Raw genomic sequence first — 11,635 nt, 5'->3', positions numbered from 1 at the left:
GTGATCATCGCTCGCAGAGGGTCGCGTCGAGGGCGTCGACGACGATCCGGTACTGCTTCATCAACCGCTCGTTGTCGTCGGGCGAGACGACCGCCCACGGCAGGGAGGTGACGGCGATGGTGACGGCCGTGCCGTCGGGACCGACCGCGTTGCGCGTCTGGGTTCCGGGGATGTCGCCGCCATGGCCCCAGGCCACACCGCCGCAGCTCAGCGGGTAGCTCTGCAGGCCGAGCCCGTAACCCGCTCCCGGCCACAGCTCGTCACCCGCCGGAACCGTGGTCTGCATCTCGGCGAGGGTCTCCTCGTTCAGGAGTTCACCGTCGAGCAGGGCCTTCATGAAGACGTTGAGCTCGTGCGGCGTCGAGACGAGCGCACCGGCGGACCAGGCGAACGAGGTGTCGAGGGCCGTGATGTCCAGGAGGTCGCCGACGGTCTTCGCGTGGTACCCGTGCGGGTGTTCACCGCGCAGCTCGCGTTCGCCCGGCGCCGGGAAGTACGTGTGCTCGAGGTCGAGCGGCTTGACGATGCGCTCGTCGATCTGCTGGGCGAGCGCCCGATCGGTGACGCTCTCGACCATGAGCCCCAGCACGAGATAGTTCGTGTTGCTGTACGCCCACCGCTCCCCCGGCGCGAACACGGCCGGCTTGGCGAGGGCGATGTCGAGCATGTCCCGGGGCGAGGTGTAGCGCTCCTGTGCCGCGAACGCGTCGGCGGCGATCTGGTCGGCGTACTCGGGGAGTCCCGCCGTGTGCTGGAGCAGCTGACGGACCGTGATGTGGGTGCCGTCGATGCCATCGCCGGTGATGAGCCCAGGGAGGTAGGTGTCGATCGGGGTGTCGAGCGCGACCTTCCGCTCCTGGACGAGCTGCAGGACGACGGTCGAGACGAACATCTTCGTGTTGCTCGCGATCCGCACCTCGCCGTCGACCGGGGCCGGCTCATCTGTCGCGAGGTCGCCGATGCCGGCCGCGACGTCGAGCGCCTCGCCGTCCGGTCCGATCACCGAGGCGAGCGCCGCGGGGTAGCCGGCGTCGACGAGCGACTGCATCCGGTCCTGCAGCGGCCCGGATGCGGAGCCGGAGCCGGCGGTCTGCTCCGTGGCGCTGGAGCAGGCGCTCAGGGAGACGGTTCCGGCGAGCAGCGCGGCGGCGGCCGAGACGGCGATGATCGTGCGGTGACGGGTCTGGTGCTGCGTCTTGGTCTGAGTGTGGGTCTGGGTCTGGGTCTGGTCGTTCATGTGGGTGATTCCTTTCAGATGTCGCGGCGCGCGAGCGCAGCGGATGCGGCCGCAGTGAGGGCGGCGGTGAGGGCCACGAGGGCGAGGATGACGACGGACGGTCCGAGCCCGTCCGTTCCGCCGTGGATGACGCCCTGGGCGAGGGCGACGGGCAGGAACTGGGTCCAGACCGGCACGATGCCGCCGGTGATCAGCTGGATCGAGGAGACGGCGATCGGTTCGAGGATGAGGATCCCGATCATCGTCAGGACGCCGGCGAGCTGGGTGCGGACGATGAGTCCGACCGCGAGGCCGATGACCGACAGGGCGGTGACGGCGAGGACGCCGAGCCCGAACCGTGCTGCGAGGTCCGGGAGTCCGAGGACGAACGGCGTCCCGGTGGCTGCCAAGGTGATCACGAGCGTGACCAGGCTGACGAGGGCGAGCACGACACCGAGGGCGGCGCCGACGAGTGCGACTGCGCCCGCCTTCGCTGCGACGATGCGGAACCGCTTCGGCGAGGCGAGGACAGCGCCGACGATGCCGCCGTACCGGTCGTCACTCGTGCCGGCGAGCACACCGAGCAGGGTGATGGCCAGGAGTGCGACACCGATGGAGCCGCTGCCCATCGACGCGCCGAGCGGGTTGAGCGCGTCGAGTTGGACGGCACGGGCGGCGAGGTCCAGGACGGGGAAGTCGCTCCCGAGGGCGTCGAGCCCCGGCCCGATGTCGCCGTCGGCGAGGGCGGGCATGAGGGTGACGAAGGCGAGTTGCGTGACGATGAGTCCCACGACGGCGACCGCCGCGGTGACCTTCGTCGCGGTCGTGGTGACGAGCCCGGTGAGTTCAGCGCGGAGCATCAGCGCACCTGCCCGTTCTCGGTGAGCTGGGCCGTTCCGGTGACCTGGAGGTAGTACGCCTCGAGGTCACCGCCCGATGCGGCGAGGATGTCGACCATCGACGACTGCGCCAGCACGCGACCGTCGGTGATGACGATCACGTCGTCCGCGATGTCCTGGACATCGGACAGGAGGTGGGACGACAGCAGCACCGTCCCACCCGCGTCGGCGAACGCACGCAGCCGGAGTCGCAGCCACTGCATGCCTGCCGGGTCCAGGCCGTTCGACGGCTCGTCGAGGATGAGCACGGCCGGCTCGCCGAGGAGAGCTGCGGCGATCGCGATGCGCTGACGCATCCCGAGCGAGTACCCGCCGGCGGGGCGGTCGGCGTCGCGTGCCATCCCGACCTCGGTGAGGACCGCGTCGATGCGGGCAGCGTCGACCCCGATCCGCGCGGCGGCGATGCGGAGGTGCTGCCGCCCGGTGCGGGCCGGGTGGAGTCCGCCCGCGTCGAGGACGGCGCCGACGGTGCGCGCCGGCTGATCGAGCTCGCGGTACGGGCGGCCGAGGATGAGGCCGTCCCCTGCGTCGGGACGGGCGAGTCCCAGCAGCAGGCGGATGGTGGTGGTCTTCCCGGCGCCGTTGGGGCCGAGGAGTCCGACGACCCGGCCAGGGGCGACGGTGAAGGACACGTCATCGACGCGCGGGCGACCGTGGAAGGTCTTGCGGAGCCCGCGAGCCTCGACGGGATGGGCGGTGGAGAGGTTCATGGCTCCAGCCTCGGCGCAAGCCGCTCCGGGCACCCCCGCCTGCCGCACAGTCCCGGGCTGGCCGAACGGACAGTGATCGACGACCTCTAGGCTGCTGGCATGGACACGACTGCTCGGATGCATGATCGACGTCACCGTCTCGCGCCGCGCGCGACCGTCGTGGCCACGGTGGTCGTCGTGGTCGCCGGTCTGCTCGCCGGCTGCGCGTCGTCACCGTCGCCGGACCGGACGACGGCGGCATCCGCATCGGCATCGGACTCCGCCACCCGCTCGGGCACCGGTGAGATCCGGCACGAGCTCGGGCCGCTCACCGACCGCTTCCCGCAACTCGCCACCGCGCTCTCGGCGACCTGGATGTCGGGGACCATGGGCGACGAGCGGGTTCCGGGCCCGAGCACGTACTGGATCGATGCGGTCGTCGTCCTGGACGAGGCCGGGTACGCGGAACTGCGCGCGCTCGCACCCGGTGAGGCGGGCTCGGACGCGAAGGCGGAGCTCCCGGACCTCGACGCCGGACTCGACGACGCACTGCCGCCGGGACCGTTCGTGCGTTCGTCCGCTCTCGACGACGCCTTCTCGCAGGACGGCCGCTCGACGCAGGTGCTCCTCGACGATGCGACCAGCTCGGTGATCCTCACGAGTCGGTTCCAGTAGCGGCCGCGCTGCCGCGTCCGCGGGCTCGCACGTTCGGCGGCGAATGACCACCGCTTCACAATCGCGGGCTCGCGGGCTTGACTGGACGCATGTCCGAACCAGCTGACACCACCGTCCCCGAGAACTCCGACGACCGCATCGCGGTGCTCTTCGACATCGACGGGACGCTCGTCGACTCGAACTACCTGCACGTCGACGCCTGGGATCGCGCGTTCGCCGATGCCGGCAGGCCGGTCGACGCGTGGCGGATCCATCGCTCGATCGGCAAGGACGGCGGTGAGCTGCTCGAATCGCTGCTCGACGGGTCCGACGAGGTCGAGCAGTACGGCGAGCGGGCGAAGGAGTTGCACAGCGAGTACTACCTTCAGAACACCTCCCGGCTGCGGGTGATCGGCGGTGCGCGCGAGCTGCTCGGCGAGTTGGCAGGCCGCGGGATCGCAGTCGTGCTGGCGACCTCGGCTCCGGAGAACGAGCTCGAGATCCTGCGGGAGCTGCTCGACGTCGACGATGCGATCTTCGCGGCGACCTCGTCCGGTGACGTGGAGACCGCCAAGCCGGAGCCCGACATCGTCGAGGTCGCGCTCGATCGTGCGGGCGTGCCGGCGTCGCGAGCGGTCATGGTCGGCGATGCCGTCTGGGACATCGAGGCGGCTGCGCGGGCCGGTGTGGAGTGCATCGGGGTGCGCAGCGGTGGGTTCGGCGAGCAGGAGCTCCGTGACGCGGGTGCTGTCGCGGTCTACGGCGACGTCGCCGAGCTGCTCGCGAACCTCGACGACAGCCCGATCGGCAAGCTCGCAGGCTGACTGCGGGTGTGAGCGCGGGCTTGAGCGTGGCTCAGCTCCGCGTGGCGCGGCTGCGGAACCAGCGGGCGAGTTCCTGCAGGGCGCGCATGGTGGCGGTCGGGTCGTCGCGGTCGAGGTCGTCGAAGGTGTCGCGGTAGCCGTCGAGGTCTGCGGCGGAGCCGGTGTCGGCGCGTTCGAAGCCCATGGTCCAGGCGGCGAACTGGCGTTCGCGGATGGGCTCCTCGAACATCACGCGGATGCCGGTGTGACGGGGATCGGCGGCGAGGGTGACCATCAGTTTGCGGACAGCGGCCTCGGGGCCCTCGAGGACCTGGAGGAACCGGCCGTCACGGTGGACGAGCATGCCGGTGAGCTGTGCGCGGGCGTTGTTCTCGCGGCAGACGGCGAGCAGGGCGGTGAGGTCGTCGTCGGTGAACGGCTGTGTCGCCGTGCTCGCGTACACGAGTGACAGCATCTGGTCTTCGTCGGTGCCCACGTTTGGAGCCTACCCGGCAGGGTGCGGACGCGGTCCCGGAAGCACACCGGGGCTGCCTGCCCTTCGACAGGCTCAGGGGCCGAAACGGTTCCGGGCACACCTCTCCCCGGTCACTGAGGCAGCGCAACCCGAGTGCCCTTCGACAAGCTCAGGGACCGAATCGGTTCCGGGCACACCTCTCCCGGCCTGAGCCTGTCGAAGTGCCCACGAGGAACCCTCAACGTTCCGGGCACACCTCTCCCCGATCACTGAGGCAGCGCAACCCGAGTGCCCTTCGACAAGCTCAGGGACCGAACCGGTTCCGGGCACACCCCTCCCGGTCACTGAGCCTGTCGAAGTGCCCACGAAGAACCCTTCGACAGGCTCAGGGACCGGCGGGAGTCAGAATGGGGCAGGGTCCGGTTTCGTTCGATGGTGTTTGCCGTCGGGTGTCGTCCACTCGAGGACCCCGCCGGGTCCGTGTTCGAGGTTCCACCCGGGGAGATGCTTCATCCGGTGATGATGTCGGCAGAGACACGCGAGGTTACCGACATCCGTCGTCCCGCCGTCCTCCCAAGCGACCGAGTGATCGAGGTCGCAGGCTCTGGCTCGTCTTCCGCAGCCGGGTGCCCGACAGGTGCCGTCTCGGAGGCGGACCGCGCGTTGCAGGTCGGCCGGGACCCGGTATTGATTCCGGCCGACGGAGAGGACCGCGCCGGTTTCCGGCTGGACGAGGATCCGGGTGAAGCTGGGCGCGTTCACCGCGATGCGCGCGGCGGTCTCCGGGTCGATCGGACCGTACCCGTCGAGCATCGCCGGGGCATCGCTCACGCCCGCCATGCTGAGCGCCGGCACCGTGATCTGCACCGTGGGCTTGATGTGCTCCTGCACCTCGATGGGATGCGGGAGCACCGGGCTCGACATCACGTCGTCCGGGGTCACGCCGGTGAGGGCGAGTGCTGCCAGGGCGTCGGCTTGCAGTTGTGCGCAGGTGCGGGTGTCGCCGGCCTGGCGTGATTCGGTGGCGGCTGCTTCGACGCGCTCGAGGATGCCTTGCGCGATCGGCGCGGTGGTGAAGAGGTGCACCCACGCCATGCCGTCGGCGGCCGGTTCGAACTCGACCCGGCGGTCGGCCTCTGAGCGGACCGCTCGGGCGGTGATGGACTCGGGGTGGAGACGCTCGCGGAGCACTCGGGCGCGCCTGCGGAGGTTCGCGTTGGTGGACTCTTCCGCGACCGGCAGCACCTCAGCGAGGAACACCGCCCGCCCAGCGGTCGGCACGTCGCTGAGTTGGTCGATGATCGTCTGTGCGTGCCGGGCCGAGATACGGCCGGCCTCGAGCGACTCGAGCACGGCTGGCGCGTCGTTCACGAGGCGCTCGGCGTCGTTCGTCGCCCGCTGGACGGTCTGCTCGGGCGTGCGGGTCGCCATCGCGAGGGCTGCGCAGGTCGACCGGCGCGAGAGCGCCTGCCGCTCGGCAGGCGGGAAGATCGCCGGGACCGTGACGTCGGCGAAGGCGTCCGCGTAGGCGGCAGAGCGTGCAAGGAGCCGAGCCTCCTCGGCGTCCAGGTTGGCGCGACGCCGCTGGATGTCCGCGTAATGGTCCGAGAACTCCGCGAGGCGCGCGGCGTACTCGTCGCCAGCTCGAACTGCGGAGGCGGTGGTCTCGGTCATGGAACAAGTTCATCATGGACCACTGACATTCCAGATGCTGAGTGGTCTCGGTTGTGGAAGTTCCTCGTGTGCCCTTCGACAAGCTCAGGGACCGGAGGGGGTTGCTCAGGGACCGGAGGGGGTTGCTCGGAGACCGCAGTGAGTACGGGTGCACCTCTTCCGGTCACTGAGCTTGTCGAAGTGCCTGCGAGCACCCTTCGACAGGCTCAGGGACCGGATGGGTGTCGCTGGTCTTGGACGCTTCCTCGTGCGCCCTTCGACAAGCTCAGGGACCGGAGGGGGTTGCTCGGAGACCGGAGTGAGCGCGGGTGCACCTCTTCCGGTCACTGAGCTCGTCGAAGTGCCTGCGAGCGCCCTTCGACAGGCTCAGGGACCGGATGGGTGTCGCTGATCTTGGACGCTTCCTCGTGCGCCCTTCGACAAGCTCAGGGACCGGAGGGGGTTGCTCGGAGACCGGAGTGAGCGCGGGTGCACCTCTTCCGGTCACTGAGCTCGTCGAAGTGCCTGCGAGCGCCCTTCGACAGGCTCAGGGACCGGATGGGTGTCGCTGATCTTGGACGCTTCCTCGTGCGCCCTTCGACAAGCTCAGGGACCGGAGGGGGTTGCTCGGAGACCGGAGTGAGCGCGGGTGCACCTCTTCCGGTCACTGAGCTCGTCGAAGTGCCTGCGAGCGCCCTTCGACAGGCTCAGGGACCGGATGGGTGTCGCTGATCTTGGACGCTTCCTCGTGCGCCCTTCGACAAGCTCAGGGACCGGAGGGGGTTGCTCGGAGACCGGAGTGAGCGCGGGTGCACCTCTTCCGGTCACTGAGCTCGTCGAAGTGCCTGCGAGCGCCCTTCGACGGGCTCAGGGACCGGGGAGGGTTGCTCAGGGAGCGGAGGAGGAGTGCCTGCGAGTACCCTTCGACAGGCTCAGGGATCGGAGGGGGTCCGCAGCTCCCGGGCCACTCACGGGCCCATGAGCGCCTTCACGACCTCGACCGCGGCCGGTCCGTCGAGCGACGGATGGCCCGCCCATTGCCCACCGGTGACGGATATCTCCGTCTCCGGCAGCACCACCGTCGTGACGATCACCGCGGCGACACCGGTCTCGACCGTCGCACTGTAAGCGGTCCCGCCAGCAGCCTCGATGGTCGCATCCGGGATCGGCGTGAGCCCGGCGGCGGCGAGCTCATCGGCCGACAGTGCCTCGCTCGACTCGGGCGAGACGACGATCTCCACCGAGCGGATGTCCGCCGCATCGATCGTCCCCTCCGGTGCCTCCCAGCCACAGACGGTCCCGTACTCGTCCGCTCCGTTGTCCTCCCGCGCGACGAGCCCCTCGATGTACGGCGCGACGGCCGCTTCCACCGCCGCGCAGTCGACCTGCAGGGACGATCCGTCTCCCGAGCCCCCGCTCGAGGAATCCGCCGGCACCGACGCAGCGGGCGACGCACTGCCGGCGGAGCCGCCACCGGGCCCACCGCCACCAGTGCACGCCGATAGCGCGAGCACGATCGTTCCGGACACGAGAAGCGGCAGTCCCGCCCGCTGCAACACACGCATGATGTCGACGATATGGGTTCCGGAGTAGTGTCCGGAAGAGACCGACGGGAGCAGTGCGATGAAACCGACGACCCCCACCGACAGCGATCACGGCGACCACGCCGCCGACCACACCCCCGACCGCGACTGTGTCATCGCGGGTGGCGGCCCGGCCGGCATGGTGCTCGGCTACCTCCTCGCCCGGTCCGGCCTCAGCGTGACCGTGCTCGAGAAACACGCCGACTTCTTCCGGGACTTCCGCGGCGACACGATCCACCCGTCGACCATCACCTTGCTCGGCGAGCTCGGCCTGCGCGAGCGGTTCCTGCGGCTGCCGCTCAACCGGTTGCAGGCGATGGACGCCGTGATCGACGGCCTGCGGATGACGATGGTCGACTTCCGCACTCTGCCAGCACCCGACCGCTTCCTCGTCCTCGCGCCGCAGTGGGACTTCCTGAACTTCCTCGCCGAGGAGGCCGCCGCACTGCCGAACTTCGAGCTCCGCCTCCGCACCGAGGCGACCGGCCTGATCGTGGAGCAGGGCCGGGTGCGTGGACTGCGCGCGACCACGACGACCGCCGACGCCCCAGCGACCGAAACCGACCCAGCGACCAGCACTTCCACCGACATCGAGATCCGAGCCACCCTCACGGTCGCGGCGGACGGACGCACCTCGGCACTCCGCGACGCGGCCGGACTCATCCCCGACGAGAGCGGCGTGCCGATCGACGTCCTGTGGTTCAGCCTGCCGAAGCCGGCCGACCCGCCGCCCCCGACCCTCGCCTACCTCTCGCCGCGCGGCATGGTGCTCACGATCGACCGAGGCGACCGGTACCAGTCCGGCATGGTCATCCGGAAGGGCGGCGCGGAGCAGCTCAGAGCCGAGGGCCTGCCGGCACTCCGCAGCCGGATCGTCGATGCCGCGCCCGTCCTGCGCCCGGTGGTCGACACCCTGACCGACTGGGAGCAGGTCAAGCTCCTCTCGGTCCAGCTCAACCGTCTCGACCGCTGGCACCGACCGGGCTTCATCGCCATCGGCGACGCCGCGCACGCGATGTCACCGATGTTCGGCGTCGGGGTCAACTACGCGATCCAGGATGCGGTCGCCCTGTCCAACGCTATCGCCGGCCACCTCGCCGCAGGAGACGCACCGTCCGGGGTCCTCGCAGCCGTCCAACGTCGACGCGAGCGACCGGTCAGGATCATGCAGCGCATCCAGCGGGCGGGGCATCGGGTGATCTCCCGCACGACCACGGGCGACCGCATCGCGCCGCGGTGGGTGATCCGGCTGATGCAGCTCGCCGGACCCGTCGTCCGACCGCTTGCGGCGAGGTTCATCGGGATCGGTCTCAGGCCCGAGCACGTCACCACCCCACAGCGCGAAGCGGAGAAGTGCGGGCGCGGAGCCTCAAGCTCCGACGACGGGACGGCCGCTCGTCGTAACGTGGACGCTGCAGACACGACCTGAGCGTCTGCGCCGGCGCTGCTCCTCAACCTGGCGCCGGCGCGGCTGTGGGGCGTCGCTTCCGCCACGCCCCACAGCCGCCACCCGGCATTCCCGACCGCTGCACCTCACTCGTAGCGGAGCGACTCCACCGGATCGGCCTTGGCGGCACGGGCGGCGGGCAGGGTGCCGGCGAGGAACGCGATCACCATGACGACCAGGACGATGATCCCGAGCGACACCGGGTCGAACGCGATGAGGTCGAGGCCCGGCAGGTCGGCGAGGATCGATCCGGACAGCGCTGCACTGATGCCGGTGCCGGCGAGCACCGCGATGCCGACGCCGATCGCGCTGCCGAGGAAGCCGATGAACGCGGCCTCGATGCTGAACAACCCGAACACCTTCCCACTGCCCATCCCCATGGCCTTCATCAGCCCGATCTCGCGGGTGCGCTCCTGCACGGACATGAGCAGCGTGTTGACGATCCCGAAACTGGCCGCGAGGAGGGCGATGATCGCGAAGGCGTTGAGGACGAGGACGATCCCGTCGATCACCGTCTTGATGGTGCCGAGCTGGTCCGCGACGGTCGTGCCGGTGTAGCCCGCGTCGGCCAGTCGGTCCTTCAACGCCGTGACCTGCTCATCGGTGGCGTCCGCGCCGAACCGGATGGACGCCTGCGCGTACCGCTCGACCTGGTCGGACGGGACGCCGATGTTCTGCGTCTCGTAGAGGAGGTCGGTGAGCGCGGCGTTCGGCACGATCGAGGCACCGGTGGGCGAGGCGAGGCTCTCCTCGGCGACGCCGACGACGGTCGCGTCCACGGTGTGCTGCGTGCGCTGCGCATCCGTGATCGCGACGGTGACCGTCTGCCCGACCGCGTCCGCGTCGCTTCCGAAGCCGAGCGGTTCCACGTAGGACGTGGGGAGCACGAGCTGGAGGGTCTCGGTGTCGTCGTCGGGCTGTGCACCGTCCAGCAACGTGACGCTCTGCCCGGAGATGAGCCCACCGACACCGACGACGTACTTCGTGCCGCCGCCCGCCTCGATGTAGTCGGTCGAGATCGACTTCACGGCCTGCACGTCGAGGACGCCGTCGATCCGGCCGAGCTCGTCGAGATCGGTCGGTGTCAGGGCGACGACGGTCGAGCCCGGCGCACCGGCACCGGTGGCGGCGACCGCGTCCGGGTCGTACTCCTTCGGCCCGCTCGTCGCCGCACCCAACCCTCCGACGGTGTCGGCCGTCTTGGTGACGGTCATCGTGTCGGACGCGCCGACGCTCGACACCGTGTCGTCGATGTAGGCGTTGATGCCCGTGCCGAGCCCGTTGGTGAGCGTGAGCGTGAACGCCCCGACGAAGATCGCCAGGATCGTCAGGATGGTGCGGGTCTTGGACCGGAACGTGTTCGCGACGGCGGTTCCGATGAGGTCGACGGTTCTCATGCGGCCACCGCCTCGTCGTCGACGAGCAGTCCGTCGCGGATGAGGATCCGCCGATCGCAGCGTGCCGCCAGGTCCTCGTCGTGCGTGACGACGATGAGGGTGATGCCGCTCTCCCGGTTGAGGGAGAAGAGGATGTCCTCGACGACGGCGCCGGTCGCCGTGTCGAGGTTGCCGGTCGGTTCGTCGGCGAAGATGATCCGCGGGTTGTTGACGAGCGCACGGGCGATCACCGTCCGCTGTTTCTGCCCGCCGGAGAGGTTCACCGCGCGGTTCCGCGCCTTGTCCTCGAGCTGGAGCTGCGCGAGTGCGGCGAGCGCCCGGCGACGTCGGTCACCGCGGCGGACGCCGGCGATCTTCATGGGGAGCAGGACGTTCTCGAGCACCGTCGCGTTGGCGGTGAGGAAGAACTGCTGGAACACGAACCCGAAGGTCTTGTTCCTGGTCGTGTTGAGGCGGCGACCGCGGAGGGTGCTCGTGTCGACCCCTTCGAGCTCGACGGTGCCGGAACTCGGTGCGTCGAGGAGCGCGAGCACGTGCATGAGCGTGGACTTGCCGGAGCCGCTCTTCCCGACGATCGCGACGCTCTCGCCGGCCTGGATGTCGAAGCTCACCCCCTTCAGCGCCTCGAACCGGTTCTGACCGCGACCGTAGGAACGCCGGACGTCCCGGACCGAGATGATCGGCGGCGCTGTGGTGCTCTGCATGGTGTCTCCTCGTCTGGGGCCGGGTGCTCCGGCTCCACTCCAGACTCGCGGCGTCGCCCGTCCGGCGCGTCCCCCACCGGCGGACACCCGTGTACCGCGTCCGTGGTACCGCGGA

11 protein-coding genes are annotated in these 11,635 nt (G+C 69.9%); 3 read left to right on the top strand and 8 right to left on the bottom strand.

The annotated features are described in order from the left end of the window. Nucleotides 1–4 precede the first annotated feature (4 nt). Genes ACLIME_RS16040 through ACLIME_RS16030 form a run of 3 tightly spaced genes read right to left on the bottom strand, consistent with a single transcriptional unit; the run spans nt 5 to nt 2,825 of the window. Entirely contained in the window at nt 5–1,237 is a 1,233-nt protein-coding gene (locus ACLIME_RS16040) for a serine hydrolase domain-containing protein (protein ID WP_411557534.1), read from the bottom strand. Nucleotides 1,238–1,251: 14 nt separating this feature from the next. Continuing rightward, nucleotides 1,252–2,076, bottom strand: a complete 825-nt coding sequence (locus ACLIME_RS16035; RefSeq protein WP_159877056.1) for a hypothetical protein — start codon at nt 2,074–2,076, stop codon at nt 1,252–1,254. Next, entirely contained in the window at nt 2,076–2,825 is a 750-nt protein-coding gene (locus ACLIME_RS16030) for an ABC transporter ATP-binding protein (protein WP_411557533.1), read from the bottom strand. Before ACLIME_RS16030 ends, ACLIME_RS16035 begins: the two co-directional genes overlap by 1 nt. A 99-nt stretch (nt 2,826–2,924) precedes the next feature. Between ACLIME_RS16030 and ACLIME_RS16025 the strand changes: the two genes are divergently transcribed. Both ACLIME_RS16025 and ACLIME_RS16020 read left to right on the top strand, forming a co-directional pair. Next, nucleotides 2,925–3,479, top strand: coding sequence for a hypothetical protein (locus ACLIME_RS16025; RefSeq protein ID WP_159877052.1), 555 nt, complete (start codon nt 2,925–2,927; stop codon nt 3,477–3,479). An 89-nt stretch (nt 3,480–3,568) separates the two neighbouring features. Further along, the gene (locus ACLIME_RS16020; protein ID WP_159877050.1) at nt 3,569–4,282 is read left to right on the top strand and encodes an HAD family hydrolase; all 714 of its coding nucleotides are present in this window, start codon (nt 3,569–3,571) and stop codon (nt 4,280–4,282) included. A gap of 31 nt (nt 4,283–4,313) precedes the next feature. Here the strand turns inward: ACLIME_RS16020 and ACLIME_RS16015 are convergent, their stop codons facing one another. The 3 genes from ACLIME_RS16015 to ACLIME_RS16005 all read right to left on the bottom strand — a co-directional run bounded on the left by ACLIME_RS16015 (nt 4,314) and on the right by ACLIME_RS16005 (nt 7,954). Further along, complete coding sequence (locus ACLIME_RS16015) at nt 4,314–4,757, bottom strand: BLUF domain-containing protein (RefSeq protein WP_411557532.1); 444 nt, start codon at nt 4,755–4,757, stop codon at nt 4,314–4,316. Between the two features lie 381 nt (nt 4,758–5,138). Continuing rightward, the gene (locus ACLIME_RS16010) at nt 5,139–6,410 is read right to left on the bottom strand and encodes a DUF222 domain-containing protein (RefSeq protein ID WP_411557531.1); all 1,272 of its coding nucleotides are present in this window, start codon (nt 6,408–6,410) and stop codon (nt 5,139–5,141) included. A gap of 947 nt (nt 6,411–7,357) precedes the next feature. After that, nucleotides 7,358–7,954, bottom strand: coding sequence for a hypothetical protein (locus ACLIME_RS16005; RefSeq protein WP_137242645.1), 597 nt, complete (start codon nt 7,952–7,954; stop codon nt 7,358–7,360). A gap of 58 nt (nt 7,955–8,012) precedes the next feature. Here ACLIME_RS16005 and ACLIME_RS16000 point away from each other — a divergent pair, with 58 nt between their 5' ends. After that, the gene (locus ACLIME_RS16000; protein ID WP_411557530.1) at nt 8,013–9,401 is read left to right on the top strand and encodes an FAD-dependent oxidoreductase; all 1,389 of its coding nucleotides are present in this window, start codon (nt 8,013–8,015) and stop codon (nt 9,399–9,401) included. Nucleotides 9,402–9,505: 104 nt separating this feature from the next. Here ACLIME_RS16000 and ACLIME_RS15995 read toward each other — a convergent pair whose 3' ends face one another. Further along, entirely contained in the window at nt 9,506–10,816 is a 1,311-nt protein-coding gene (locus tag ACLIME_RS15995) for an ABC transporter permease (RefSeq protein WP_411557529.1), read from the bottom strand. Beyond that, nucleotides 10,813–11,520, bottom strand: a complete 708-nt coding sequence (locus tag ACLIME_RS15990) for an ABC transporter ATP-binding protein (protein ID WP_411557528.1) — start codon at nt 11,518–11,520, stop codon at nt 10,813–10,815. The genes ACLIME_RS15995 and ACLIME_RS15990 overlap by 4 nt, the downstream gene beginning before the upstream one ends. Nucleotides 11,521–11,635: the final 115 nt, after the last annotated feature.

The organism is Plantibacter sp. MPB07, from assembly GCF_046619465.1.
Lineage (GTDB): Bacteria > Actinomycetota > Actinomycetes > Actinomycetales > Microbacteriaceae > Plantibacter > Plantibacter auratus.
The sequence above is the reverse complement of the archived record's forward strand: the minus strand, read 5'-3'. Positions and strand labels throughout refer to the sequence as shown.